Raw genomic sequence first — 26,474 nt, forward strand, 5'->3', positions numbered from 1 at the left:
TTTTACACGAAGTATTAACTGCAGAATTAGCAGCTGCTAGACAAGGAACTGCAGCTACTAAAACTAGAGCTATGGTTAAAGGTGGAGGAAGAAAGCCTTTCAAACAAAAAGGAACTGGAAGAGCTAGACAAGGTTCGATAAGAGCCCCTCACATGGTAGGTGGAGGAGTTACATTTGGTCCACACCCAAGATCATACGAGAAAAAAGTAAATAAAAAAGTAAGAAACCTTGCTTTAAGATCAGCACTTTCTGCAAAAGTTGCTGCTGGAGAAATAGTTGTTCTTGACGGAACTATCGAAACTCCAAAAACTAAAACAATAATCGCTTTAACAAATGCTTTAACAGCTAAGACTAAGCAATTATTTGTTGTAAATGACCTTGCTACAGAAGCTGATTTCAATTTATATTTATCAGCTAGAAACTTAGAGAACGCAGTAGTTCTTCAACCAAATGAGATTGGAGTTTACTGGTTATTAAAGCAAGAGAAAGTTATCGTTACTAAGGAAGCGTTAACGACAATCGAGGAGGTGCTTGCATAATGACTGCTTACGATATCGTAAAGAAGCCTGTAATCACTGAAAAGACTGAAATCTTAAGAAGAGATTACAACAAGTACACATTTGAAGTAAGTACTAAAGCTAACAAAGTAGAAATCAGAAAAGCTATCGAAACAATATTCAATGTTAAAGTTGAAACTGTAGCGACTATGAATGTAAAGTCAGTGTCTAAGAGACATGGAATGAAGCTTTACAAAACTCAAGCTAAAAAGAAAGCTATTGTAAAATTAGCAGCAGGAAACACAATCACTTACTTCGCAGAAGTATAAAAAATAATTTAAAAGTTTAATTCTTGTATAAGATGAGAGCTAAAGATAATTATAGGTCAGGAAATGTTGGAGGTTAACAGAAATGGCAATTAGAAAGTTAAATGCTATAACTAATGGTACTAGACATATGTCTAGATTAGTTAACGAAGATTTAGATAAAGTTAGACCTGAAAAGTCTTTAACTACACCATTGAAATCTGCTTATGGTAGAGATAATTATGGACACAGAACTTGTAGAAATAGAGAAAAGGGACACAAAAGACTTTACAGAATCATCGACTTTAAAAGAAATAAATTAGATGTACCTGCAAAGGTAGTATCGTTAGAGTATGATCCAAATAGAACTGCTAATATAGCACTATTATCATACGCAGATGGAGAGAAGAGATATATTCTTGCTCCAAAAGGACTTAAGCAAGGTGACATCGTAATGGCTGGTTCAAATGCTGAAATTAAGCCTGGAAATGCTCTTAAATTAAAAGAGATGCCAGTTGGATCGCAGATTCACAATCTTGAGTTACAAAGAGGAAAGGGTGGACAATTAGTTAGATCTGCAGGAACTGCAGCAAGACTAGTTGCAAAAGAAGGAACTTATTGTCACGTACAATTACCATCAGGTGAATTAAGATTAATACACGGTGAATGTATGGCAACTATAGGTGAAGTAGGAAATTCAGAGCATAGTCTAGTATCACTAGGTAAAGCTGGAAGAAATAGACATAAAGGAAGAAGACCTCATGTAAGAGGATCTGTAATGAATCCTTGTGATCATCCACATGGTGGAGGAGAAGGTAAATGTCCTGTTGGAAGAAAATCTCCAATGACTCCTTGGGGTAAACCAGCTCATGGAGTGAAAACTAGAGGAAGAAAGAATTCTGACAAGTTTATCGTAAGAAGAAGAGACGAAAAGTAATTTTCGAGAGGAGGCTAAAAGGTAATGGCTAGATCGTTAAAAAAAGGACCTTTTTGTGACCACCACTTAATGAAAAAAGTTGAGGAAGCAGTAGCTACCGAGAATATAAAAGCGGTAATAAAGACTTGGTCTAGAAGATCAACTATATTCCCTAACTTTATAGGATTAACATTTGGTGTTTACAATGGTAAAAAACATATACCTGTTCACGTAACAGAACAAATGGTTGGAAATAAATTAGGAGAGTTTGCACCTACAAGAACTTATTATGGTCATGGTGTAGACAAAAAGAAAAAGAAAAAATAAGTCGAATTAATTAATTAATTCGATAGTATTTAAAGGAGGTTGGACTAGTGGAAGCTAGAGCAATAACTAGATTCGTAAGATTATCTCCAAGAAAAGCTAGACTTGTAGCAGACTTAGTGAGAGGAAAATCAGCATTAGACGCTTTGGATACGTTAGAATTTACTAACAAAAAAGCAGCTAGATTTATAAAGAAAACACTAGCATCAGCAATTGCTAATGCAACTAATAACTTCAGCATGGATGAAGAGAAATTAGTAGTATCAACAATAATGATAGATGATGGACCAGCGCTTAAGAGAATAATGCCTAGAGCGATGGGAAGAGCAGATATCATAAGAAAGCCAACATCACACATTGTTGTGGCAGTATCTGAAAAGTAGTAGTAAGGAGGTAAGACTGTGGGACAAAAAGTAGACCCTAGAGGACTGAGACTTGGAATTACAAGAACTTGGGAATCTATCTGGTATGCAGATAAAAAAGAATACGCAAAATTCTTCCATGAAGATATAAAAATCAGAGAAATGATTAAAAAGAACTATTTTCACGCGGGAATTTCGAAGGTAAAAATCGAGAGAACTTCTCCGTCGCACGTTGTAGTTTTAATATATACAGCTAAAGCTGGAATAATCATTGGAAGAAAAGGTTCTGAAATAGAATCATTAAGAGCAAAATTAGAGGCTTTAACTGGAAGAAAAGTTACAGTTAAAGTACAAGAAGTAAAAGAATTTAATAAAGATGCAACATTAGTTGCTGAAAATATAGCTACTTCTATCGAAAAGAGAGTAGCGTTCAAGAGAGCAATTGGTCAAGCTGTTATGAGAGCAATGAAAGCAGGAGCGAAAGGAATCAAAGTTATGGTTTCTGGAAGATTAAATGGTGCTGAAATCGCAAGATCTGAGTGGGTTGTTGAAGGTAAAGTGCCTCTACATACATTAAGAGCAGATATTGATTATGCTACAGCTACAGCTCATACAACTTATGGAGCTCTTGGAATCAAAGTTTGGATCTTCCACGGTGAAGTACTTCCAACTAAGAAGGAAGGAGGGGAAGCGTAGTCATGTTAATGCCTAAAAGAACAAAACATAAAAAAATGTTTAGAGGAAGAATGAAGGGTACAGCTCAAAGAGGTAACACTGTTGCTTTCGGAGATTACGGATTACAAGCCCTTGAGCCAGCATGGATAACTAACAGACAAATTGAATCTTGTAGAGTAGGAATCAACAGAACATTCAAAAGAGAAGGTAAAACTTTTATTAGAATATTCCCTGATAAACCAGTAACTGCAAGACCAGCTGGAGTTAGAATGGGTAAAGGTAAAGGAAACGTAGAAGGTTGGGTAGCAGTAGTAAAACCTGGAAGAATAATGTTCGAGGTATCTGGTGTTACAGAAGAGCTAGCTTTAGCAGCTTTAAGAAAAGCAACTATGAAACTTCCTATTAAATGTAAGGTTGTAAAAAGAGAGAACGGTGGTGAGAACTAATGAGAGCTAAGGAAATAAGAGAAATATCTACTGAAGACTTAGTAGTAAAGTGTAAAGAACTTAAAGAAGAATTATTCAACTTAAAGTTTCAACTATCATTAGGACAAGTAACTAACACTGCTAAGATAAGAGAAGTAAGAAGAGAGATCGCAAGAATAAACACTATATTAAACGAAAGATAAGATTCTTTTACATATATATAGATTCTTAAGAAGAGGAGGTCAAAATCTTGAGAAATGAAAGAAAATTAAGAGAAGGTGTTGTTGTTTCAGATAAGATGGACAAAACTATTGTTGTAAGCATTGAAACAACATCATTACACCCAATCTACAAAAAAAGAGTTAAGAAATCTACTAAGTTTAAAGCTCATGATGAAAATAATGTAGCTAAAACTGGAGATAAAGTTAGAATTATGGAAACTAGACCATTGTCTAGAGATAAGAGATGGAGACTAGTTGAAATTATAGAGAAGGCTAGATAATAATCCAAATTATTGTTGAGAGGAGGATATTTTAATGGTACAACAACAAACTATCCTTAATGTTGCTGATAATTCAGGGGCTAAAAAACTTATGGTTATAAGAGTTCTTGGAGGGTCTAGAAGAAGATTCGGTAGAATCGGTGACATTGTTGTGGCATCAGTTAAGGAAGCAATACCTGGTGGAAACGTTAAAAAAGGAGACGTAGTTAAAGCAGTTATTGTTAGAACTAGAAAAGAATTAAGAAGAGAAGATGGATCATATATTAAATTTGATGATAATGCCGCTGTTGTTTTAAATAGCAACAATGAGCCTAAATCAACAAGAATATTTGGCCCAGTAGCAAGAGAATTAAGAGCTAAAGACTTCATGAAGATAGTTTCACTAGCTCCAGAAGTAATATAATTGAGAGAGGAGGCTAATTGTCGTGGCTAAACCTAAGATTAAATTCGTACCAGAAACTTTACACGTTAAAACTGGAGATACAGTTTTCGTAATTTCTGGAAAAGATAAAGGTAAAACAGGGAAAGTAGCAAAAGTATTCCCTAAAAAAGGTAAAATAGTTGTTGAAGGAATCAATATGATTACTAAACACATGAAACCGTCACAAATAAACCCACAAGGTGGAGTTGTAACTAAACCAGCTCCTATGTTCTCTTCAAAAGTAATGTTATTTGATGAGAAAGCTGGAAAACCAACAAGAGTTGGATACAAAGTTGTGGATGGTAAAAAAGTAAGATACTCAAAAGTATCTGGAGAGACTTTATAAGAAAGGAGGAATACGTAAGTGTCTAAATACGTTTCTAGATATCACAAATTATATGACGAAACTGTAATAGCTAACTTAGTTAAAGAGTTAGGATTAGGTAACGTTATGGAATGTCCTAAATTAGACAGAATCGTTATTAACATGGGTGTTGGTGAGGCAACTCAAAACGCTAAGTTAATAGATTCTGCTATGGGAGATTTAGCAATAATAACAGGACAAAAGCCAGTTGTAAGAAAAGCAAAAAAATCAGAAGCTGGATTTAAGTTAAGAGAAGGAATGCCAATCGGTGCAAAAGTTACTTTAAGAAAAGAGAGAATGTACGATTTTCTAGATAGATTAGTAAATGTAGTTCTTCCAAGAGTAAGAGACTTCGAAGGAGTTCCAGCTGATTCATTTGATGGAAGAGGAAACTACTCTTTAGGTTTAAGAGATCAATTAGTTTTCCCTGAAATTGAATTTGATAAAGTTGACAAGCTTTTAGGAATGTCTATCACTATAGTATCTTCTGCAAAGACAGATGAAGAAGGAAGAGCATTACTTAAGGCGTTTGGAATGCCTTTTAAAAAGTAATAGTGAGGAGGTTAAGAATAAATGGCTAAAAAGTCAATGATTGCTAGAGAAGCTAAAAGAGTAACTCTATGTGATAAATATGCTGAAAAAAGAGCTGAACTGAAGAAGAGAATTAATGAGGGAGACATGGAAGCTATGTTTGAGCTAAACAAGTTACCTAAAAACTCTTCAGAAGTTAGAAAGAAAAATAGATGTCAATTAGATGGAAGACCAAGAGGATTCATGAGAGAATTTGGAATTTCTAGAGTTAAGTTCAGACAGCTTGCTGGAGCTGGACTTATACCAGGTGTAACTAAGTCATCTTGGTAATTAGTTGATGAAAGGAGGATTTTATAGATGTTTTTAACAGATCCAATTGCAGATATGTTAACAAGAGTTAGAAATGCAAATGCTGTAATGCATGAGAAAACAGATGTTCCTCACTCTAACTTGAAAGAGAAAATCGCTGAGATTTTAAAAGAAGAGGGATATATTTCTAACTTTAAAGTAGTAATTGATGGAAATCATAAAAATATAAGAGTGTACTTAAAGTACGACGGAAGAGAAAGAGTAATCAAAGGAATCAAGAGAATTTCTAAACCTGGAAGAAGAGTTTATTCTTCAGTAGAAGATATGCCAAGAGTATTATCAGGATTAGGAATCGCTATCGTTTCAACTTCTAGAGGAATTGTAACTGATAAAGTTGCTAGAAGAGATAACGTTGGTGGAGAAGTTCTTGCATTTGTTTGGTAAAACTAGGAGGTAGCCATAATGTCTAGAGTAGGTAAAAAGATCATAGTGGTACCTGCTGGGGTTGAAGTTACAATAGCTGCAAATAATGTAGTTACTGTAAAGGGTCCTAAAGGTACTTTAACTAAAGAATTTAATAAAGAATTAACTATCAGAATGGAAAACAACGAAATACACGTTGAAAGACAAAATGATATGCCAGCAGTAAGAGCTATACATGGAACAACTAGAGCTCTTATAAACAACATGGTAGTAGGAGTTTCAGAAGGATTTAAGAAAACTCTTAACCTTGTTGGAGTTGGATATAGAGCTGCTGAAAAAAATAACGGATTAGATATGGCTTTAGGTTATTCTCATCCAGTTATTATTGATGCTGTTGAAGGAATCAAAATGATAGTTGAGAAAAATACAACTATTCATATTGAGGGAATAGAGAAAGATGTAGTAGGACAAGTTGCTGCTGACATCAGATCTAAAAGAGCTCCAGAGCCTTACAAAGGAAAAGGAGTTAAGTATTCTGACGAAATAGTTAGAAGAAAAGAAGGTAAGAAATCATAATACTAAGTAAATTACTTAGTATGCTTGTAAGGAGGTTAACAAGTTGTTTAAGAAAGTTAATAGAGACGCTATTAGAAGAAGAAAGCACTTATCTATCAGAAATAAAATTTCTGGTACGGCTGAGAGACCAAGACTTTCTATATATAGATCAAACAACAACATCTTCGCTCAATTAGTTGATGATGTAAATGGAGTAACTTTAGTTTCTACATCTACAATCAGCAAGGACGTTAAAGGAGATGTAAAGCACGGTGGGAACATCGAGTCTGCTAAATTAGTAGGAAAGAAGCTTGCTGAATTAGCAATGGCTAAAGAGATATCTGTTATAGTATTTGACAGATCTGGATATAAATACACAGGAAGAGTAGCTGCTCTTGCAGAAGCTGCAAGAGAAGCAGGACTTAAATTCTAATTCTTGTAGAGAGGAGGACTTGACTTGTCTAAGTTAGTTAAAGAAGAAAAACAATTTCAAGAGAAATTATTAAAAATTTCTAGAGTATCAAAGACGACTAAAGGAGGAAGAACTATATCTTTCTCAGTTTTAGCTGCTGTTGGAGACGCTGGAGGAAACGTAGGAATAGGATTAGGAAAAGCGAATGGTGTACCTGATGCAATCAGAAAAGCAATCGCTTCTGCTAAGAAAAACATGGTAAAGGTTTCGCTAAAAGGAACTACTATTCCTCATGAGATCATTGGTAAGTGGGGAGCAACATCTATATGGATGGCACCAGCTTACGAAGGAACTGGAGTAATTGCAGGGTCATCTTGTAGAGAGGTTCTTGAATTAGCAGGGGTACATAATATCCTTACTAAAATCAAAGGATCAAGAAACAAGCATAACGTTGCAAAAGCTACAATTGAAGGTTTAGCATCATTAAGATCTGCTGAACAAATTGCAGCACTTAGAGGAAAAGAAGTAAAGGAAATCTTAAGCTAGGAGGTAAATAAAGATGGCAAAGCTTAGAATAGAGCTTGTAAAAAGCATAATCGGAAGAAAGCCTAACCATATAGCTACTGCAAAGTCGCTTGGGCTTAAGAAGATGCATGATGTTAGAGAGCACAATGTAACACCAGAATTAATGGGGAAAATTGCTCTAATTTCTTACCTAATAAAAGTAGAGGAGGTGCAATAATCTATGAAATTAAATGAATTAAAGCCTTCTGTACCAAGAAAAGATAGAAAAAGAGTTGGAAGAGGAGAATCATCTGGTTTAGGAAAGACTGCTGGTAAAGGAAGCAACGGTCAAAACTCTAGATCTGGAGGAGGGGTAAAACCTTTCTTCGAGGGTGGACAAATGCCTTTATATAGAAGAACTCCTAAAAGAGGATTCTCAAACGCATTATTCAGAAAAGATTATGCAATAATAAATTTAACTGATTTAAATAGATTTGAAGAAGGAACAGAGGTAACTCCTGAGTTATTAGTAGCTGCAGGATTAATCAAGAAAGTTCTTGCTGGAATCAAAGTTTTAGGAAACGGAGAGTTAGAAAAGAAAGTTTCTATAAAAGCTCACAAAGTTTCTGCAACTGCAAAATCAGCTATAGAATCAAAAGGTGGAACTGTAGAGATAATCGAAGTTAAAACTTTTGCTGATGTAGCAAAGAATAACAAGTAATTTGTACAAGTTATTTTAATGTGAGGTGAAGAATTTTGGGTTTAATTGAAAAGTTTGAAACGAAGCTTAGAGGTATATTTAAAATTCCGGAACTGAGAGAGAGAATCATCTTCACCTTATTAATGTTCCTAGTAGCTAGGGTAGGGACTTATATCCCTGCACCTGGTGTGGACATTGATCGTTTAGCTCAAATGACTGCACAAAGCGATTTATTAGGGTATATTAATATGTTCTCAGGTGGGGCATTTCAAAGAGTATCAATATTTGCATTGGGAATTGTGCCTTATATCAATTCATCAATTGTATTTAGTTTAATTGCTGTAATTATTCCTAAGATTGAAGAAATTCAAAAAGAGGGAGAAGCAGGAAGAAATAAGATAACTCAATGGACAAGGTATCTAACAATTGTAATTGCCATAGTTCAAGGAATTGGAGTATGTACTTGGTTACAATCGGTAGGACTAGTAACAACACCAGGATTCGCATTTTTCTTAACAACAATAACAACATTGACAGCAGGAACAATATTTTTAATGTGGGTAGGGGAACAGATTTCTATTAAAGGAATCGGTAATGGAGTTTCGCTACTTATCTTTTTAAATGTAATTTCTGGTGCACCTAGAGCTGTTATTCAAACTATACAAGATATGAGAGGGAGTAAGTTTCTTATTCCTGTTTTGTTATTAGTGGGAGTTGCTGCAATAATTACTGTTGCAGGAATAGTTGTGTTCCAATTAGGACAAAGAAAAATACCAGTTCACTATGTAGGAAGAGGATTTGCTGGGAATAACGGGATGGGACAAAATTCATATATACCATTGAAATTAAATAGTTCAGGTGTAATGCCAGTAATATTTGCTTCAGTAGTAATGATGATTCCGTCTTTGATTGTAAACGTTCTTCCAGGAGAGTTTTCTGGAAAAGTAATACTTGCAAGAATATTTAGTGATCAGCATCCTGTATACTTAATACTATATGCTGTTGTAATTATATTCTTTTCATTTTTCTATACTTCTATAGTTTTTGATCCTGAAAAGGTTGCTGAAAACTTAAAACAAGGTGGAGGAACTATTCCAAGTATTAGACCTGGAGCAGATACAGCTGATTATCTAGAAGGAGTGGTAACTAGAATAACTTGGGGTGGAGCTATGTTTTTAGCTTTAATCGCAATTGCGCCAATGGTACTTTTTAAAGCTTTTGGACTTCCAATATTTTTTGGAGGGACAGGGATTATAATTGTAGTAGGAGTCGCTCTAGATACAGTACAACAAATAGATGCTCATCTTATCATGAAAGAATATAAAGGATTTTTATAAAATCTTAAGCACGGCACAGAAGTAGTCGTGCTTTTTTATTTTAATAAAAAAGGAGATAATAAGAATGAATATAATGTTATTTGGAGCACCTGGTGCTGGAAAAGGAACACAAGCAAAATACATAATTGATCAGTATGGAATTCCTCAAATTTCAACTGGAGATATGTTAAGAGCTGCTATTTCAGAAGGAACAACTATGGGAATGGAAGCAAAAGGATTTATGGATGATGGTAAATTAGTACCTGATTCAACAATTATTGGAATAATTAAAGATAGATTATCACAAGAGGATTGTAAAGATGGATTTATATTAGATGGATTTCCAAGAACTTTAGCTCAAGCTGAAGCATTAGAAGAATTATTAAAAGATTTAAACATGAGTTTAGATAAAGTAATATCTTTAAATGTGCCAGATGAATTAATTGTTGATAGAATAACTGGAAGAAGAGTATGTCCAGCATGTGGAGCATCATTCCATGTTGAATTTAACCCATCAAAAGTAGCAGGTAAATGTGATTACTGTGGTGGAGATTTAGTAACAAGAAAAGATGATACTAAAGAAACAGTTGAAAATAGATTAGTATCATACCATGAGCAAACAGCACCATTATTCCATTTTTATAAAGATAAAGGTGTAATGGCTGAAATTGATGGAACTAAAGATATCAACGTAATAAAAGAGGAAATCTTTAGCATTTTAGGATAATTAAGCTAGAAAGGACAAAATATGCTTATAATAAAAACATTAGAAGAGATAAAAGAAATTAAGAAACCAAGTCAAATTATTGCGAAATTATATGATGAGGTATTGCCTAAGTATATCAAGGCGGGAATCTCTACAGGAGAGCTTAATAATATAATAGAAGATTATTTAAGAAGTAATGGGGCAGAGCCAGCGACAATAGGAGTAGGCGGACCAATTAATCCCTACCCTGCAGGATCTTGTATATCGGTGAATGAGGAAGTTGTTCATGGGATACCAAGAATGGATAAAATAATTAAAGATGGGGATATTGTAAGTGTTGATGTAGTTGCTAGAATGAATGGATTTTATGGAGACTCTGCAATAACTTATGGAGTTGGAGAGATAGATGCTGAATCACAAAAATTAATAGATGTTACTAAAAAATCAAGAGAAATTGGAATTGAAGAAATGGTAGCTGGAAATAGACTTGGTGATGTAGGAAATGCCGTTCAAAAATATGTTGAATCAAATGGATTTAGTGTTGTAAAAGATTTTGCAGGACATGGTGTTGGAAAAGCAATGCATGAAGATCCATGTATTCCAAACTTTGGTAGAAAAGGTAGAGGGATAAAAATAGAAGATGGAATGGTTTTAGCATTAGAACCAATGGTAAATGTGGGAACTTATAAAATAAGTATCACAGATGATGACTGGACTGTTGTTACAAGAGATGGGAAGAGGTCTGCTCATTTTGAACACACAGTTGCAATAGTGGGTGGAAAACCAATTATTCTAACTCAGCTAGACTAGCTATAAAGTATTAAAATACTTAAGATATCTAAAAAAATTAGCTAGACTTTTTGTTAAAAAAATGTTAGAATAATATGAATTTCTGTTCGATAGGAGGTAGTATGTCGAAAAAGGATGTTATCGAGTTAGAAGGGACTATATTAGAAGCTCTTCCAAATGCGATGTTTAAAGTAGAGTTAGAAAATGGACACACAATTTTAGGGCACATTTCTGGAAAAATGAGAATGAATTACATTAAAATTTTACCAGGAGACAAAGTAACGGTACAAATTTCTCCGTATGATTTATCTAGGGGAAGAATAGTATACAGAAAGAAGTAAGAGTTATGATCACGAGAGGAGGTAATTAAGTGAAAGTAAGAGTATCAATTAAGCCTATTTGTGACAAATGTAAAGTTATCAAGAGACACGGAAAGATCAGAGTAATCTGTGAAAATCCTAAGCACAAGCAAGTACAAGGATAACTTGAAAAGTTTTGCAAAAAAGTACTGACATGGGAAGTACTGTAAAGGTATGTTAGGCTGTAGAGCTAATAACTCAGATATGAGGCATATCGAAGAAAGTCTTTTGTTGGTTAATATACCAACGAATATATAAATTTTTCGGAAGAGGAGGAACGAATTTTGGCTAGAATCGCAGGAGTAGATATTCCTAGAAACAAAAGAGTTGAGATTGCTTTAACTTACGTTTATGGAATTGGAAAACCAACTTCACAAAGAGTATTAACAGAAGCAGGAGTAAACTTCGACACTAGAGTTAAAGATTTAACTGAAGAAGAGTTAAACAAAATTAGAGCCGTTGTTGAAGGTGTAAAAGTAGAGGGAGATCTTAGAAAAGAGATCAGACTTGCAATAAAAAGACTTATAGACATTAGATGTTACAGAGGTTCAAGACATAAAATGAACTTACCTGTAAGAGGGCAAAAGTCAAAAACAAATGCAAGAACTAGAAAAGGTCCTAAAAAACCAATAAAAAGATAGTTTTAAGCTAATTGTAAAATAGTTTAAGAAACGAACGGAATTTTATCGTAAGGAGGTAGCTTAAAGTGGCTAAGAAAAAAGTAGCTAAGATCAAAAAGAAATTGAAAAATATTCCTAACGGAATAGCTCATATACATTCAACTTTCAATAACACAATAGTAGCAATTACTGACGTGGAAGGGAAAGTAATAAGCTGGAGATCAGGTGGAACTTCTGGTTTCAAGGGAACTAAGAAAGGAACTCCATTTGCAGCTCAAATTGCAGCTGAGCAAGCAGCTCACATAGCAATGGAAAATGGTATGAAAAAGGTTGAAGTTAAAGTGAAAGGACCTGGATCAGGTAGAGAAGCTTGTATCAGATCTCTTCAGGCAGCAGGATTAGAAGTTACAAAGATAACTGACGTAACACCTGTTCCACATAACGGATGTAGACCACCAAAAAGAAGAAGAGTGTAATAACTCGTTATTCAATCTCATTATTGTAGAAAATTATTAAGTGAAGGAGGAATAAAAAAGAGATGGCAAGAAATAGACAGCCTGTTTTAAAGAAATGTAGAGCTCTAGGAATCGATCCAGTGGTTTTAGGAGTAAGCAAATCTTCAAATAGAGGGCCAAGACCAAATGCAAACAAAAAGCCTACAGAATATGCAATTCAATTAAGAGAAAAGCAAAAGGCTAAATTTATATACAATGTAATGGAGAAGCAGTTCAGAAAATTATATGATGAGGCTTCGAGAAAGGATGGAGTTACAGGTTTAACTTTAATCCAATTCTTAGAAAGAAAGTTAGAGAACGTAGTTTATAGACTAGGATTCGCTAGCACAAGAAGACAAGCAAGACAAGTTGTGTCTCATGGACACATAGCTGTTAACGGAAGAAAAGTTAACATCGCATCTTATAGAGTAAAAGCAGGGGATGTAGTATCTGTACTTGAAAACTCTAAAAACTTAGAGATTATCAAAAATGCAGTAGAAGAAAAAACAGTTCCAGCATGGTTAGAGTTAAATAAAGCTAACTTTACAGGAACAGTTCTTCAGAACCCAACTAAAGACGATTTAGATTTCGATTTAAATGAAGCTTTAATAGTTGAGTTCTATTCTAGATAGTAGTCCTTTGACAGGAGTTGATTAAATGTTAAAAATAGAAAAACATGCTAAGGGTATTAACATTACCGAATTAAAAACAAGTGACTTTTCAGGTCAATATGTTATAGAGCCTTTATATAGAGGATATGGACATACAATTGGTAATGCTTTGAGAAGAGTTTTATTATCATCTATACCAGGAGCGGCTATCAAAGGTGTTAGAATTGATGGTGTTCTAAGTGAATTCTCAGTTATGGAAGGTGTTAAAGAGGCTGTAACTGAAATTATGCTAAATGTTAAAGAGGTAGTAATTAAGGCAGAAACTGCTGGAGAAAGAAAAATGACTCTTTCTGCAAAGGGACCTAAGACTGTTACAGCTGCTGATATAATACCAGATATCGGATTAGAAATTGTAAATCCTGATCAAATTATTTGTACATTAACTACAGATAGAGAGATAGATATGGAATTTATAGTTGATACTGGTGAAGGATTTGTTGTTGCTGAAGAGATTGAGAAAAAAGATTGGGCAGTGGACTTTATTGCAGTTGATGCAATATATACACCTATCAAAAAAGTTTCTTACTCTGTACAGGATACAATGGTTGGAAGAATGACTGACTTTGATAAGTTAACTTTAGAAATAGAGACTGATGGAAGTGTTGAAATGAGAGACGCTGTTTCTTATGCAATTGAACTTCTTAAGTATCACTTAGATCCATTTATGGATTTAGGTAACAGAATGGATCACTTAAGAGTAGATCTTGAGGAAGAGGAGGAAACTCCTACATCGACAAATAAAGTTGATGACATTATGAATACTAGAATTGAGGAGCTTGATTTAACTGTTAGATCATTTAATTGTTTAAAGAAAGCTGGAATCGAAGAAGTTGGACAGTTGGCTAAAATGTCAATGAATGAGCTTCTAAAGATTAAAAATCTAGGAAGAAAATCACTAGATGAAATTCTTGAAAAAATGAAAGAACTTGGATTCGACCTTAATGGAAATGGATCTGTAGTAGAATAATTAGATGAGGAGGTTAACCAACTAATGAACCACAATAAATCATATAGAAAATTAGGGAGAAGATCAGACCATAGAAAAGCTATGTTAATGAACTTAACTATATCTCTAATTGCATCAGATAGAATAGAAACTACTGTTACTAGAGCAAAAGAACTTAGAAAGTTTGCTGAGAGAATGATAACTCTTGGTAAAAAAGGAACTTTAGCTTCTAGAAGACAAGCTTTCGCATTTTTAAGAAGCGAAGAGGCTGTAGCTAAGTTATTTAATGAACTTGCTCCAAAGTACGCTGAAAGAAATGGTGGATACACAAGAATCATGAGAACTTCTGTAAGAAGAGGAGATTCTGCTGAGATGGCTATAATCGAATTAGTTTAATACTAGTTCTTTAAGTAAGAGATTGATAACTCAATCTCTTACTTTTTTTTATATAAAAAACCTAATATTTGTCAAAAATCAAACAAATTGTATTGCAAAATACACATAATTAAGGTATAATATACTCAACAAGTACCTAGGGGGACTATGTATTATTTTTTATAACGCGGAGGTTAGTAATGTTAAAAGGAACAGTTAAGTGGTTTAATAAAGAAAAAGGATTTGGTTTCGTAACTTGTGAAGAGGGAAAAGATTACTTTGTACATTTCACAGGAATTATAGGGGAAGGGTTTAGAACTTTAGAAGAGGGACAACCAGTTGCATTTGTTGTGGAAGAAGGAACAAAAGGGCCAATTGCCAAAGATGTAACAGCAGCATAATAAAAAAGTTATACTTAAAGGTGAAATATATATTTCACCTTTTTTTTATCAAAAAAATTAGAAAATGTGATAAAATATAATATATTCTAAAAAGGGAGAATAAATTATGATATTGGGATTAACTGGAAATATAGGTAGTGGAAAATCAACAGTTAGTAATTTTCTTTTGGATATGGGGATTAAAATTTTTGATGCAGATATTATTGCTAGAGATATATTGAATAGTGAAGATGTGATAAAAGAGGTTTCTAATATATTTGGAAATGAATTTATAACTATAGAAAATATAGTAGATAAAAAAAAATTAAAAGCAGAAGTTTTTACTAATAAGAAAAAATTAGAAAAATTAAATTCTTTAATACATCCAAAAGTAAAATTAGAGTTTATAAAAATAAGAACTAAATATATAGGAAAAAAAGAGATCATAGTTTTTGATATTCCTTTATTATTTGAGGTTAAATTGGATAAATTATGTGACTTAAATGTGGTTGTTGATATTGAGCCAGAAATTCAGATAAAAAGGATAAAAGAGAGAGATTCTTTATGTGAAGAATTGATTTGTAAAATAATAGAGAGTCAAATGAGAAGAGAAGAGAAGAATAAGTTGGCAGATATTGTTATAGAAAATAATGGAACAATAGATGAATTAAAGTATAAAGTAAATGAAATGATTAAAAATATAAAGTGAGGTAAAAATGAAAATAGTAGCACCAGCAGGAAGTATAGAAAGGTTTTATGCTGCAATAAAAGCAGGAGCAGAAGAGATTTATATGGGATTAAAAGGGTTTGGTGCAAGAAGAAATGCAGTAAATTTAACATTATCAGAATATAAAGATGCTTTGGATTATGCACATTTAAGAGGAGTTAAAGTTTTTTTAACGCTAAACACAATTATGATGGATGTAGAAATAGAAGCAATATATACTAATTTAAATGAATTATATAAGCAAGGATTAGATGCAGTTATTGTACAAGATTTTGGATTTGCTAAATTTTTAAAAGAAAATTTTCCAAAATTAGAACTCCATGGAAGTACTCAAATGACAATAGCCAATCATGTAGAAGCTAATTATTTAAAGTCTTTAGGATTCGCAAGAGTGGTTTTACCTAGAGAATTAAGTTTTAAAGAGATAAAAGAGATTAGAGAAAAGACAGATATTGAACTTGAAATATTTGTATCGGGAGCTTTATGTATTTCTTATTCAGGAAATTGTTATATGAGTAGTTTCATAGGTGGACGTAGTGGAAATAGAGGAATGTGTGCTCAGCCATGTAGAAAAAAATATATTGTATCAGAAGAAGAAAGTGAATATGTATTAAGTCCAAAAGATCAAATGTATGGGTTTGAAGAGATTCAGAAATTAAAAGAGATAGGAATAGATAGTATAAAATTAGAAGGAAGAATGAAAGAGCCTAATTATGTATATCAAACAGTATCTTATTATAAAGAGTTAATTTCAGGAATAGATATAAAAGAGGAAAGTTCTACTTTATTTAATAGAGGTTTTGGAACAGGATATTTTTATGAAAATGAAAATATAAAAGATGAAATTATGAATAATAAATATTCTTCGAATTTTGGAAAAGAGTTAGGCATTTTAAAAGGAAGAGAATTAAAATTAAAAGAAAAAGTGATTTTAGGTGATGGAGTAATATTTGTCTCTAAAGATTATGAAAAATTAGGTGGATCTTATATAAATAAAATAGATACAGTATTAGAAAAAAATAAAAAATTTGCTAATATAGATGAAACAATTTTAATAAAAGAAACACCAAAAGGAACTAAGTATGTATATAGAAACTTTGCAAAAGAATTAAGTGATTCTATAGAGAATAAGTTAAAAACAACAGATCAAAAACATTTAATTGAATTTTCTTTTAAAGGGATTGTTGGTGAAAAAGCTAAAGTAGTAGTAGAAACATTAAATAATCATGGTATAAAAATTTATGCTGAAATTGAAAGTGAAAATATTTTAGAACTTGCAAAAAATAAAGGTGTAAGTAAAGAGATAATTAAAGAGAAACTTATAGAAATAGGAGATACTACTTTTTATGGTCAAATAAAGAGTATTGAAATATCAGAAGGGTTATTCTTACCAATGTCCCTATTGAAGCAGTTAAAAAGAGATGTTGTAAACTTATTAGGAGATAATTTAATAGAAAGTTATAGAAGAGAAAATAAAAAAGAAATTTCTGTAATAGAGAGAAAAGAAGTAGAAGAAACGGGTTCTATTTTATCAGCTATTGTTTGTAATAAAGAGCAGGAGGATAAAGTAAGAGAAATGGGTATTAAAAAAATATATTATAGAGGGATTGATGTTGCGAGAGAGGGAAATCTTAAAAATATTAATTTAGATAGTAATTTAGCAAGTAATTTATATCAAGTATTAGAAAATAAAAATGATAAAATAACTCTTGGGTGGAATTTAAATGTTTCAAACAGATATGCTTTTGAATATTTTACTCAACTAGAAAATGTAGATACAATAATATTATCTCCAGAAGTTAGCTATAGAAGATTAGATGAAATAGGGGAAACTAAGATAAAAAAAGCTATATTAGCTTATGGAAAACCAAGAGCAATGTATACAGAGTTACCTTTATTTGAAGAGGAAAAAAGGACTATAGAAAATGAGCAAGGTGATAGATTTATAGTCATGAAAAATGAATCAAATAATAGTGAAATATACTTTGAAAGACCACTAAATATTTTAGAGGATAGACTAGTTCTTGAGAAATTGGGAATTAGTGAATTAGTATTAGAGTTTACAACAGAAAGTTTATTGCAAATAGAAAAAGTTATTGAGGGAAAAGGAGAATACAAATCATATAACTATGAGAGAGGTGTTTTTTAAATGAAGAAAAAAACTATAAAAAATTTAGCAACAGTTTTTGGATTGGGAGACCTTCCAGTTGCACCAGGAACTTTTGGAACTTTAGGTGGGATACCAATTTATATTGGACTTGTATTTTTAAAAAAAATATTTCCAAATAATATGATATATAATTCCTTTTATTTTATGTTTCTAATGACTTTTTTTGCAATAGCAGTATATGTATCAGATAGAGCAGAGAAAGAGATATATAAGGAGAAAGATCCTCAAGCAGTAGTAATAGATGAAGTTTTAGGATTTTTAACAACATTGTTTTTAATAAATCCAGTTGGATTTTTTGAGACAAGTATGGCAATAATTTTAGGATTTATTATATTTAGATTTTTTGATATAACGAAATTAGGGCCTATATATAAATCACAATTTTTTGGAAATGGGGTAGGGGTAGTTTTAGATGATTTCTTAGCAGGGGTAATAGGGAATTTTTTAATGGTCTGCATTTGGACAATATTTTTTTAATGGAGATGAGATAAATGAATTGTACATTACTACTTGTGGGAACAGAATTGTTAAATGGAGCAACATTAGATACAAATAGTATTTATATGGCTGAAGAATTAAATAAATATGGAATAGGAATTAATTATAAATTAACTGTAGGAGATAGTTTAAATAAAATAGTTGATGCAATTACTTTTGGAAAAGAGAATAGTGACTTAGTAATTATGTCTGGAGGATTAGGACCAACAGATGATGATTTAACTAAAACAGCTGTTAGTAAATATTTAAATAAGAAATTATTAGTTGATAGTGATGAATTAAATGAATTGAAAGAAAAATTTAAAGAAAGAGGTATAACTTTTTTAAATAAAAATTTAAAAGAAGTAGAAAAGCCAGAAGGTGCAGTATCAATAAAAAATGATGTGGGAATGGCTCCAGCATTTTTTATTGATGGAATAGTTGGGTTTCCTGGAGTTCCTAGAGAGTTAAAAAATATGTTTCCTAAATTTTTGAAAATGTATTCAGAAGAAATGAATCTTAATATAGATCCAATATATGTAAAAGATCTGCTTACTGTTGGAATACCAGAATCTATTTTAGAAGAGAAGATAAAAAGTTTATTTAAAGATCCTGATATAGAATATGAGTTTTTAATAAAAGATTATGGTATAATAGTAAGAATGCAAAGTAAGATGAGCAATAAAAACACAGTGGAAAAAATCAAAGAAAAGATATATAATATTATAGGTGACTGTATTTTTGGAGAGGATAATGAAAGATTAGAAACTAAGGTAGTTAATCTTCTTAGTGAAAAAAACTATTCAATATCAGTAGCAGAATCTTGTTCAGGAGGAATGCTAGCAGAAAAATTAATAAGTGTTCCTGGAATATCTAAGATATTTAAAGAGGGAATTGTATCATATAGTAATGAAGCAAAAATAAATAGATTAAACATAGAAGAGAAAAGAATAGATGAATATGGAGCTGTAAGTAAAGAGATTGCAAAAGATATGTTAGATGGTCTTAATAGTGATGTAGCAATATCAATAACAGGATTTGCAGGGCCTACAGGGGGAACTGAGGAAAAACCAGTAGGACGTGTGTATATTGGAATAAAAGTAAAAGATAAAATTGTAATCTTTGAGCATAACTTTAAAGGGGATAGAAATAGAGTAAGGGCAAAAGCAGTTCTTCAGAGTCTATTTGAACTTTGTAAAATATTAGAGGAGGATGAATAGAGAGTGAGTATAGGAGAAAGAATAAAGAAAAGCAGAAATGAAAAATCACTATCACTTAGAGAATTAGCTAGTATGGTTGCATTATCAGCTAGTTTTTTATCTCAAATAGAGCAGGGGAAAGCATCTCCATCAATTGAGAATTTAAAGAAAATAGCCCATTCATTAGATGTAAGAGTAAGTTATTTAATAGAAGATGAAGAAATTAAAAAAAATTCAGATTTAATTAGAGCCGAAGAGAGACATTTTATAGAGAGCGTTGATTCAAATACAAGAATATCATTATTAACATCATCAAATATAGAGAAAAGTATGGAACCTATACTTTATGAAATTGGACCTGGAGGAGAAAGTGGAAGAGATTATTATACACATCCAGGTGAAGAGTTTATATTTTTATTAGAGGGTAATTTAGATATATATATGGAGGAAACTGTTCATCATTTAAATGAAGGTGACAGTTTTTATTTTAAATCTAGTCAAAAGCACAGATTTAAAAACAACACAGATAAACCTGCAAAAGCACTATGGGTGGTAAATCCACCGACATTTTAACAATGGAGGAAAATAATGAATATAGAAGTGAAAGTATTAAATTCTACTAGATTAACTAAGTTATTAATAGCAGCAAGTAGATGGCTATCTAAGTATTCAGATGTACTTAATGACTTAAATGTTTATCCAGTACCAGATGGAGATACAGGAACAAATATGTCAATGACATTACAAGCTGTTGAAAATGATTTAATAAAATTAAATCATGAACCAGATATGGAAGAATTAAGAGACATTGTATCTGAAGCTATTTTACTTGGAGCAAGAGGAAACTCAGGAACAATTTTATCTCAAATTATTCAAGGATTTTTAGACGGTTTAAAAGATAAAGAAGAAGTAACTGTAGATGATGTAAAAGTATGTTTTAGATTAGCAAAAGAAAAAGCATATAAGGCAGTTTGTGATCCTGTTGAGGGAACAATGCTAACAGTTATAAGAAGAGTTGCTGAGGAAGCTGAAAAATATGAAGGCCCTGCAGATAACTTTATTCCATTTTTAGGATATTTAAAAGATGCAGCATATGATGCTGTTCAAGAGACACCAAATCAATTACCTAAGTTAAAAGAAGCTGGAGTTGTTGATGCTGGAGGGCAAGGAATATTCTATATATTAGAAGGATTTGAAAAATCAGTAACTGATCCAGATATGTTAAATGATCTAGAAAGAATTGTTCAATCACAAGCTAAGAGAAAAGATATAATGGAACATGTTCCCCATATATTTGAAGATATAAAATTTAAATATTGTACTGAGTTTGTAATAGAATCTGGAGATTTTGATTTAGATGATTATAAATCAAAAATAATAAATTATGGAGATTCAATGGTATGTGCTCAAACATCTAAAAAAACAAAAACACATATTCATACAAATAATCCTGGATTAGTTTTAGAAATAGCAGGAAGTTATGGAAACTTAACTAATATAAAAATAGATAATATGGAGATTCAACATAAGAATACTTTACTTTCTGATAGTGAGCATTATAAAATGAAAAAAGAAGGTAAAATATTAGTTCAAAATGAAAATAGTAAACCAATTGCATATTTTGCAATAGTTGATAATATGGAACTTGGAAATTTATTCTTAAATAATGGTGCTACGGCAGTTTTAATAGGTGGACAAACACAAAACCCTAGTGTAGCAGATATTGAAGAAGGAATAAATAAAATAAAGGCTGATAAAATTATAATTTTACCAAATAATAAAAATATAATATCTTCTGCTAAATTAGCAGCAGAAAGATCTTCTAAAGAGGTTACAGTTTTAGAAACTAAAACAATGTTAGAAGGAGATTATGTAATTAAAAATAAAGAGTTTGGAATTTCTGAAATTCTAAAACAATTACCTTTTAATACATCAGTTGAAATTACTCAAGCTGTTAGAGATACAAAGGTTGATGAATTAACTATAGCAAAAGGTGATTATATAGCGTTGGTTAATGGTAAGATAAAATTAAGAGCAACAACTTTAGAAGAGATGATTGAATCTGTTTATAAAGAGTGTTTAAATGCTCAATCCTTAAATATATTTGCTTGTATAGGAAAAGGTTCTACAGAGAAAGCAAATAAAATGTTAAAAGATATAAATACTGCAGTAAAATATAATGATATAGTAATTGGACAAGAAAATTATCAATACTATATATATATAACTAATAGGAATCCTGAATTGCCTGAAATAGCTATTGTAACAGATTCGACGTCGGATTTAACACCAGATATGATAAAAGGTCTAGGAATTGATATTATACCTCTTAAAATTAAAATGGCAGGGGATACATATTATAGAGATGGAGTAGATATTTCAAAAGGTGAATTTTGGAGACAGTTATTAAAAGATGGAGTAATCCCTAAAACTTCTCAGCCATCTCCAGCAGAATTTAAAGAATTATATGAGAGATTATTAGAAAAAGGGTATAAGAAAATAATTTCAATACATATTTCTAGTAAATTAAGTGGAACTCAACAAGCTGCAAGAGTTGCCAGAGGAATGCTAAATAAAGAGGATGACATAGCAATTGTAGATTCAAGATCAGTAACATTTGCATTAGCTCATATTGTTTTAGAATCTGCAAAAATGGTTCAAGAGGGAAGTTCTTTTGAAGAGATTATAGAGTGGATTGATGAAAATAAAAATAAAATGAAAGTATACTTTGTTGTTAAAGAACTTGCATATTTAGAAAAGGGTGGAAGAATAGGAAGAGCATCATCAATGATTGGTGGATTCTTAAAAATAAAACCAGTATTAAAATTAGAAAATGGTGAAGTATGTATTGAGACAAAAGCTTTGGGTGAAAGAGGAGCAATGTCTTATATGGAAAAACTAATAAAAAATGAAAAGAATTCATTAATTATGTATACAACTTGGGGTGGAACACGTAAAGAGTTAGAAAGTGCTGACCAATTGAGAAGTATTGCAGAAAAAACTAAGAAACTTGACTATAGAGGAAGATTTGAAATAGGAGCTACATTAGCTGCTCATACAGGTCCAGTTTATGGAATGGGATTACTTAATAAAATAAGATAATTTTAAAAGCTAGATTTAATTCTAGCTTTTATCATATACTTTATTTAATAGTTAAATAAAGTATATGATAAAAGCATAGGAAAATTGTTGACTGAGAGAAAAAAAATAAATATAATTTAAAGAAACCCTAGAGGAGGAAAAGTTTATGGCAATATTAGTTTGTGGTGGAGCAGGATATATAGGAAGCCATGCAGTAAGAGCATTACTTGAAGCAAAAAGAGAGGTTATTGTATTAGATAACTTACAAACAGGACATGTGGATGCTATACCAGAAGAAGTAAAATTAGTTCTAGGTGATTTAAGAGATTTAGAGTTTTTAAATAGAGTATTTAAAGATAATAAAATAGAAGGAGTTATACAATTTGCAGCAGATTCACTTGTTGGTGAAAGTATGACAAATCCAGCAAAATATTTTGAAAATAATGTAATGGGAACTATGAATTTATTAAATGTAATGAAAAAATATAATATTAACAAAATAGTTTTCTCATCAACAGCAGCAACATACGGAGAACCTAAAAACATACCGATTTTAGAAAGTGATGAAACTAATCCAACTAATCCATATGGAGAGAGTAAACTAATGGTTGAAAAAATGTTGAAATGGTATGATTATGCATATGGAATAAAATATACAGCACTTAGATATTTTAATGTAGCAGGAGCATATTCAACAGGAGAGATAGGAGAGGATCATAATCCTGAAAGTCATTTAATCCCAATAATTTTACAAGTAGCTTTAGGAAAAAGAGAAAAAATAGCAATATATGGTGACGATTATGCAACAGAAGATGGTACTTGTGTAAGAGACTATGTAAATGTTATGGATTTAGTAAATGCTCATATACTAGCTTTAGATAGATTACAAAGAGGTGGAGAAAGCACTATTTATAATTTGGGAAATGGAGAGGGATTCTCAGTAAAAGAGGTAATAGATGTAGCTAGAAAAGTAACAGGACATGAGATCCCAGCAGAGATATCTCCAAGAAGAGAGGGAGATCCAGCTAAGTTGGTGGCAAGTTCAGAAAAAGCTATGAAAGAATTAAAATGGAAGCCAAAATATAGTTCTCTTGAAAACATTATAGAAACAGCTTGGAAATGGCATAAGAATAATCCTGAAGGTTATCAAGATTAAGAAATAATAGGCAGAAATTATTCTGCCTAATTTTTTTATATAGTATATTTAATTTAAGGAGGTTTATAATGAGAGTATATAAATTTGACGAAATTGATTCTACAAATAAATTTTTAAGAGAAAAAGAGGATCTTCAAGATGGAGATTTAGCAATAGCAAAAATACAAAGTGCTGGAAGAGGAAGAAGAGGAAATAAATGGGTATCAGAAGAGGGAGCAGCTTTATTTTCATTTGCAGTGAAGTATGATACTCTTCTTCCAGAAAAAGAATATATGAAACTATCCTTAGTAATGGGATACTCTTTATTAAAAACACTTAAAGAGATAGAACTATTAAATTATAAATTTAAATGGACAAATGATATTTATATAGATGACAGAAAATTAAGTGGAATTTTAATAGAAAGAGTTGGAGATTTATTTATAATAGGAATAGGAGTGAATATTAATAACTGTAAATTTGGAGAAGCTGAAGATATAGCAATCTCTTTAAAAAGTGAAAGTGGAAATACTTATGATGTAGAAGAGTTAATATATAAAATAGTAAAAAATGCTTATGAGGATTTTTATAGATTTGTGGCTGGAAAATGGGATGAAATGTTAAAGGTAATAAACCAATCAAACTATTTATTTGGAAAAAGAATAGATATTGTTGGAATAGGTAAGGAAGAGAGTGGAATAGCTGGAGAAATATTAGAGGATGGAATGTTAGAAGTATTTGTTGGAAATGAAATAAAAAAATATAATATTGGAGAGATACATATCTCAAAAAAATAGAGCAAAGGAAGAATATGGATAGAAAAAAAGTAGTTTTAGGAATAAGTGGTGGAGTTGATTCTTCAACTTCAGCATATATGTTGCAGCAAGAGGGATATGAAGTGATTGGTGTAACTTTAATTTGTAGCGAAGAACAAAAAAAATCTCAAGATTTAATAGATGCAAGAAATTTAGCTAAAAAGTTAAAAATAAGACATTTTGAATTAGATATTATAGATGAATTTAGAGAAAAAATAATAAAATATTTTATAGATGAATATTCTAAAGGATTAACTCCGTCACCTTGTGTAGTTTGTGACGAAATAATAAAAATGAAAAAATTAATAGATATAGCTAATGAAAATAATGCTTATTATATAGCTACAGGTCATTACTGTAAAATAAGTAAAGAAAATATTTTTAATAAAACATTATTAATGAAACCAAAGGATGAGAAAAAAGATCAAGGGTATATGCTTTATAGAGTGAAAAGTGAAACTTTGAGTAGATTAATTTTTCCACTTGCAAAATATGAAAAAGTTATAGTGAGAGAAAAAGCTAGAGAGTATAATATTGAGATTCATGATAAAAAAGATAGTCAAGGAATATGTTTTGCAAAAGAGGGGTATATAGATTTTTTAAAAAAACATTTGAAAGATAAAGTGAAAAAGGGTTATTATAAAGATGAACAAGGAAATATTTTAGGAGAGCATCAAGGGTATCAACTTTATACAATAGGTCAAAGGAGAGGGTTAGGAATTTTATTTTCTAAAATTTACTTTATTATAGATATAATACCTGAAAGTAATGAGATTATTTTAGGAGATTATGATAAATTAAATAAAAAAAGAATAGAACTTAATGACTTTGTACTCCATGTGGATTTTAATGAGGTAGAAAATTTAATATTAATTGGGAAACCTAGATTTTCAAGTTTAGGTTTAGAAGGAAAATTAATAAAAGAAAATAATAAGATTTATTTTGAGTATGAAAAAGAAAATCCACAAAATTCAAGAGGTCAGCATTTGGTTATTTATTATAAAGATTTAGTAATCGGTGGTGGAAAAATAATTTTTTAAAGGAGAGATTATGAATACTGAAAAGATGATGGCAGAAAAAGAGATTGAAGCAGTATTAATTACAAATTTATTAAATGTAAGATATCTAACTGGATTTACAGGAACTACAGGAGTTGCTCTTTTGATAAAAGAGAAAAAATATTTTATAACAGACTTTAGATATGTTGAGCAAGGAAAAAAAGAGGTAGAACCTAAAGGATTTGAACTTATTTGTGAAAATATATCAACTTTAAAAAAAATAGGTGAATTATTAGAAGCAAATAATATTAAAAAATTGGGAATTGAAAATCAAAGTGTAACAATAGATCAATTGAACTCATTTATGAAAAACTTTCCAAAATTAGAGTATATAAATTTAGATGATACTTTTTTAAATAGTAGAGAAATTAAAACAAAAGAGGAAATAGCTATTATAGAGGAATCTATTAAAGTTGCAGAAAAAGCTATGGAAATGACAATACCTAAAATTAAAATAGGAATAAAAGAGATTGAAGTTGTAGCTCAGTTAGAGTATCAAATGAAAATGTTAGGAGCTTCTAAATCATCATTTGATATAATTGTAGCTTCAAATGAAAGATCAGCATTACCTCATGGAGTAGCAAGTGATAAGTTAATAGAGGAAGGATTTTTAACAATAGATTATGGTTGTTTTTATAAAGGGTATGCATCGGATATAACAAGAACTTTCTATATAGGAGAGAATCCATCAGAAAAACATATGAAGATTTATAATATAGTAAAAGAAGCCAATGAAAGAGCTATAAAAGAGATAAAACCAGGAATGACAACTCATGAATTAGATAAAGTTGCAAGAGATTATATAAGTGAAAAGGGGTATGGGGAATTTTTCGGTCATGGCCTTGGACATGGAATAGGATTACAAATTCATGAATATCCATTTATATCTTTTAAATCAGAAAATAAAGTTTTAAAAGAGGGAATGGTAATT

General features: G+C 31.2%; 40 protein-coding genes. All 40 read left to right on the plus strand.

The genetic code is table 11. From position 1 onward, the window contains the following. A partial coding sequence (gene rplD / locus Q0V09_RS01640; protein ID WP_297486871.1) for a 50S ribosomal protein L4 occupies window positions 1-539 on the plus strand: 539 nt, incomplete at its 5' end. Beyond that, on the plus strand, window positions 539-826 hold the full coding sequence (rplW, locus tag Q0V09_RS01645) for a 50S ribosomal protein L23 (protein WP_297405025.1): 288 nt from the start codon (window positions 539-541) through the stop codon (window positions 824-826). The genes rplD and rplW, both read left to right, overlap by 1 nt. Before the next feature lie 82 nt (window positions 827-908). Next, window positions 909-1,739: a 50S ribosomal protein L2 gene (gene rplB / locus Q0V09_RS01650; protein WP_297405023.1), complete on the plus strand. Its 831-nt coding sequence runs from the start codon at window positions 909-911 to the stop codon at window positions 1,737-1,739. A 24-nt stretch (window positions 1,740-1,763) separates the two neighbouring features. Beyond that, window positions 1,764-2,045, plus strand: coding sequence for a 30S ribosomal protein S19 (gene rpsS, locus Q0V09_RS01655; RefSeq protein ID WP_297405021.1), 282 nt, complete (start codon window positions 1,764-1,766; stop codon window positions 2,043-2,045). 47 nt (window positions 2,046-2,092) lie between these two features. Then, window positions 2,093-2,425 (plus strand): 50S ribosomal protein L22, encoded by a 333-nt coding sequence (rplV, locus tag Q0V09_RS01660; protein ID WP_297405020.1) that lies wholly within the window; start codon window positions 2,093-2,095, stop codon window positions 2,423-2,425. A gap of 18 nt (window positions 2,426-2,443) precedes the next feature. Then, window positions 2,444-3,100 (plus strand): 30S ribosomal protein S3, encoded by a 657-nt coding sequence (rpsC, locus tag Q0V09_RS01665; RefSeq protein WP_297405018.1) that lies wholly within the window; start codon window positions 2,444-2,446, stop codon window positions 3,098-3,100. Between the two features lie 2 nt (window positions 3,101-3,102). Then, complete coding sequence (rplP, locus tag Q0V09_RS01670; protein ID WP_297405016.1) at window positions 3,103-3,525, plus strand: 50S ribosomal protein L16; 423 nt, start codon at window positions 3,103-3,105, stop codon at window positions 3,523-3,525. After that, entirely contained in the window at window positions 3,525-3,707 is a 183-nt protein-coding gene (gene rpmC / locus Q0V09_RS01675; protein WP_023050812.1) for a 50S ribosomal protein L29, read from the plus strand. Before rplP ends, rpmC begins: the two co-directional genes overlap by 1 nt. Before the next feature lie 47 nt (window positions 3,708-3,754). Beyond that, on the plus strand, window positions 3,755-4,006 hold the full coding sequence (gene rpsQ / locus Q0V09_RS01680; protein ID WP_297405014.1) for a 30S ribosomal protein S17: 252 nt from the start codon (window positions 3,755-3,757) through the stop codon (window positions 4,004-4,006). A 34-nt stretch (window positions 4,007-4,040) separates the two neighbouring features. Further along, window positions 4,041-4,409, plus strand: coding sequence for a 50S ribosomal protein L14 (gene rplN / locus Q0V09_RS01685; protein WP_297405013.1), 369 nt, complete (start codon window positions 4,041-4,043; stop codon window positions 4,407-4,409). A 22-nt stretch (window positions 4,410-4,431) separates the two neighbouring features. Continuing rightward, window positions 4,432-4,773, plus strand: a complete 342-nt coding sequence (gene rplX, locus Q0V09_RS01690; RefSeq protein WP_297405012.1) for a 50S ribosomal protein L24 — start codon at window positions 4,432-4,434, stop codon at window positions 4,771-4,773. 18 nt (window positions 4,774-4,791) lie between these two features. Beyond that, window positions 4,792-5,343, plus strand: coding sequence for a 50S ribosomal protein L5 (gene rplE, locus Q0V09_RS01695; protein ID WP_297405011.1), 552 nt, complete (start codon window positions 4,792-4,794; stop codon window positions 5,341-5,343). 21 nt (window positions 5,344-5,364) lie between these two features. Then, on the plus strand, window positions 5,365-5,652 hold the full coding sequence (gene rpsN / locus Q0V09_RS01700) for a 30S ribosomal protein S14 (RefSeq protein WP_297405010.1): 288 nt from the start codon (window positions 5,365-5,367) through the stop codon (window positions 5,650-5,652). A 27-nt stretch (window positions 5,653-5,679) separates the two neighbouring features. Then, window positions 5,680-6,075, plus strand: a complete 396-nt coding sequence (gene rpsH, locus Q0V09_RS01705; RefSeq protein WP_297405009.1) for a 30S ribosomal protein S8 — start codon at window positions 5,680-5,682, stop codon at window positions 6,073-6,075. A gap of 18 nt (window positions 6,076-6,093) precedes the next feature. Beyond that, window positions 6,094-6,630: a 50S ribosomal protein L6 gene (gene rplF / locus Q0V09_RS01710; protein ID WP_297405007.1), complete on the plus strand. Its 537-nt coding sequence runs from the start codon at window positions 6,094-6,096 to the stop codon at window positions 6,628-6,630. A gap of 43 nt (window positions 6,631-6,673) precedes the next feature. Further along, window positions 6,674-7,042: a 50S ribosomal protein L18 gene (gene rplR / locus Q0V09_RS01715; protein ID WP_297405005.1), complete on the plus strand. Its 369-nt coding sequence runs from the start codon at window positions 6,674-6,676 to the stop codon at window positions 7,040-7,042. A 24-nt stretch (window positions 7,043-7,066) separates the two neighbouring features. Beyond that, window positions 7,067-7,567, plus strand: a complete 501-nt coding sequence (gene rpsE, locus Q0V09_RS01720) for a 30S ribosomal protein S5 (protein ID WP_297405003.1) — start codon at window positions 7,067-7,069, stop codon at window positions 7,565-7,567. 13 nt (window positions 7,568-7,580) lie between these two features. Further along, window positions 7,581-7,763, plus strand: a complete 183-nt coding sequence (rpmD, locus tag Q0V09_RS01725; protein WP_297405001.1) for a 50S ribosomal protein L30 — start codon at window positions 7,581-7,583, stop codon at window positions 7,761-7,763. A gap of 3 nt (window positions 7,764-7,766) precedes the next feature. Beyond that, the gene (rplO, locus tag Q0V09_RS01730) at window positions 7,767-8,246 is read left to right on the plus strand and encodes a 50S ribosomal protein L15 (protein WP_297404999.1); all 480 of its coding nucleotides are present in this window, start codon (window positions 7,767-7,769) and stop codon (window positions 8,244-8,246) included. Between the two features lie 35 nt (window positions 8,247-8,281). Further along, window positions 8,282-9,562 (plus strand): preprotein translocase subunit SecY, encoded by a 1,281-nt coding sequence (secY, locus tag Q0V09_RS01735; protein WP_297404997.1) that lies wholly within the window; start codon window positions 8,282-8,284, stop codon window positions 9,560-9,562. A gap of 64 nt (window positions 9,563-9,626) precedes the next feature. Next, on the plus strand, window positions 9,627-10,268 hold the full coding sequence (locus Q0V09_RS01740; RefSeq protein ID WP_297404995.1) for an adenylate kinase: 642 nt from the start codon (window positions 9,627-9,629) through the stop codon (window positions 10,266-10,268). 21 nt (window positions 10,269-10,289) lie between these two features. After that, window positions 10,290-11,057, plus strand: a complete 768-nt coding sequence (gene map, locus Q0V09_RS01745; protein WP_297404994.1) for a type I methionyl aminopeptidase — start codon at window positions 10,290-10,292, stop codon at window positions 11,055-11,057. A gap of 101 nt (window positions 11,058-11,158) precedes the next feature. After that, window positions 11,159-11,377, plus strand: a complete 219-nt coding sequence (infA, locus tag Q0V09_RS01750; RefSeq protein WP_040407300.1) for a translation initiation factor IF-1 — start codon at window positions 11,159-11,161, stop codon at window positions 11,375-11,377. A 29-nt stretch (window positions 11,378-11,406) separates the two neighbouring features. After that, on the plus strand, window positions 11,407-11,520 hold the full coding sequence (gene rpmJ / locus Q0V09_RS01755; protein WP_040407302.1) for a 50S ribosomal protein L36: 114 nt from the start codon (window positions 11,407-11,409) through the stop codon (window positions 11,518-11,520). A gap of 159 nt (window positions 11,521-11,679) precedes the next feature. Continuing rightward, window positions 11,680-12,036, plus strand: coding sequence for a 30S ribosomal protein S13 (gene rpsM / locus Q0V09_RS01760; protein ID WP_297404992.1), 357 nt, complete (start codon window positions 11,680-11,682; stop codon window positions 12,034-12,036). Window positions 12,037-12,101: 65 nt separating this feature from the next. Next, window positions 12,102-12,491, plus strand: a complete 390-nt coding sequence (gene rpsK / locus Q0V09_RS01765) for a 30S ribosomal protein S11 (protein WP_297404990.1) — start codon at window positions 12,102-12,104, stop codon at window positions 12,489-12,491. Window positions 12,492-12,553: 62 nt separating this feature from the next. Continuing rightward, window positions 12,554-13,141, plus strand: coding sequence for a 30S ribosomal protein S4 (rpsD, locus tag Q0V09_RS01770; protein ID WP_297404988.1), 588 nt, complete (start codon window positions 12,554-12,556; stop codon window positions 13,139-13,141). A 25-nt stretch (window positions 13,142-13,166) separates the two neighbouring features. Continuing rightward, window positions 13,167-14,147 carry a DNA-directed RNA polymerase subunit alpha gene (locus Q0V09_RS01775; RefSeq protein WP_297486875.1) on the plus strand — a complete coding sequence of 327 codons (981 nt, stop codon included), beginning with the start codon at window positions 13,167-13,169 and terminating at the stop codon, window positions 14,145-14,147. 24 nt (window positions 14,148-14,171) lie between these two features. Continuing rightward, a complete protein-coding gene (gene rplQ, locus Q0V09_RS01780; protein WP_297404986.1) occupies window positions 14,172-14,522 on the plus strand; it encodes a 50S ribosomal protein L17 in 351 nt (116 codons plus the stop codon). A 179-nt stretch (window positions 14,523-14,701) separates the two neighbouring features. Then, the gene (locus Q0V09_RS01785) at window positions 14,702-14,902 is read left to right on the plus strand and encodes a cold-shock protein (protein WP_297404985.1); all 201 of its coding nucleotides are present in this window, start codon (window positions 14,702-14,704) and stop codon (window positions 14,900-14,902) included. 106 nt (window positions 14,903-15,008) lie between these two features. After that, window positions 15,009-15,590: a dephospho-CoA kinase gene (gene coaE, locus Q0V09_RS01790; RefSeq protein WP_297404983.1), complete on the plus strand. Its 582-nt coding sequence runs from the start codon at window positions 15,009-15,011 to the stop codon at window positions 15,588-15,590. A gap of 7 nt (window positions 15,591-15,597) precedes the next feature. Further along, complete coding sequence (locus tag Q0V09_RS01795; RefSeq protein ID WP_297486878.1) at window positions 15,598-17,757, plus strand: U32 family peptidase; 2,160 nt, start codon at window positions 15,598-15,600, stop codon at window positions 17,755-17,757. Further along, window positions 17,758-18,255 (plus strand): phosphatidylglycerophosphatase A, encoded by a 498-nt coding sequence (locus Q0V09_RS01800; RefSeq protein ID WP_297406836.1) that lies wholly within the window; start codon window positions 17,758-17,760, stop codon window positions 18,253-18,255. A gap of 14 nt (window positions 18,256-18,269) precedes the next feature. Further along, a complete protein-coding gene (locus tag Q0V09_RS01805) occupies window positions 18,270-19,475 on the plus strand; it encodes a CinA family nicotinamide mononucleotide deamidase-related protein (protein ID WP_297486882.1) in 1,206 nt (401 codons plus the stop codon). Window positions 19,476-19,478: 3 nt separating this feature from the next. After that, window positions 19,479-20,027 (plus strand): cupin domain-containing protein, encoded by a 549-nt coding sequence (locus tag Q0V09_RS01810; RefSeq protein ID WP_297406830.1) that lies wholly within the window; start codon window positions 19,479-19,481, stop codon window positions 20,025-20,027. Between the two features lie 15 nt (window positions 20,028-20,042). After that, window positions 20,043-22,556 carry a DegV family EDD domain-containing protein gene (locus tag Q0V09_RS01815; RefSeq protein WP_297486884.1) on the plus strand — a complete coding sequence of 838 codons (2,514 nt, stop codon included), beginning with the start codon at window positions 20,043-20,045 and terminating at the stop codon, window positions 22,554-22,556. Window positions 22,557-22,701: 145 nt separating this feature from the next. Next, entirely contained in the window at window positions 22,702-23,691 is a 990-nt protein-coding gene (gene galE, locus Q0V09_RS01820; RefSeq protein ID WP_297486887.1) for a UDP-glucose 4-epimerase GalE, read from the plus strand. Between the two features lie 68 nt (window positions 23,692-23,759). Beyond that, complete coding sequence (locus tag Q0V09_RS01825) at window positions 23,760-24,467, plus strand: biotin--[acetyl-CoA-carboxylase] ligase (RefSeq protein ID WP_297406109.1); 708 nt, start codon at window positions 23,760-23,762, stop codon at window positions 24,465-24,467. Window positions 24,468-24,481: 14 nt separating this feature from the next. Further along, on the plus strand, window positions 24,482-25,525 hold the full coding sequence (gene mnmA, locus Q0V09_RS01830; RefSeq protein ID WP_297486890.1) for a tRNA 2-thiouridine(34) synthase MnmA: 1,044 nt from the start codon (window positions 24,482-24,484) through the stop codon (window positions 25,523-25,525). Window positions 25,526-25,535: 10 nt separating this feature from the next. Next, a partial coding sequence (locus Q0V09_RS01835; protein ID WP_297486893.1) for an aminopeptidase P family protein occupies window positions 25,536-26,474 on the plus strand: 939 nt, incomplete at its 3' end.

Source organism: uncultured Cetobacterium sp. (assembly GCF_947039425.1).
Classification (GTDB): Bacteria; Fusobacteriota; Fusobacteriia; order Fusobacteriales; family Fusobacteriaceae; genus Cetobacterium_A.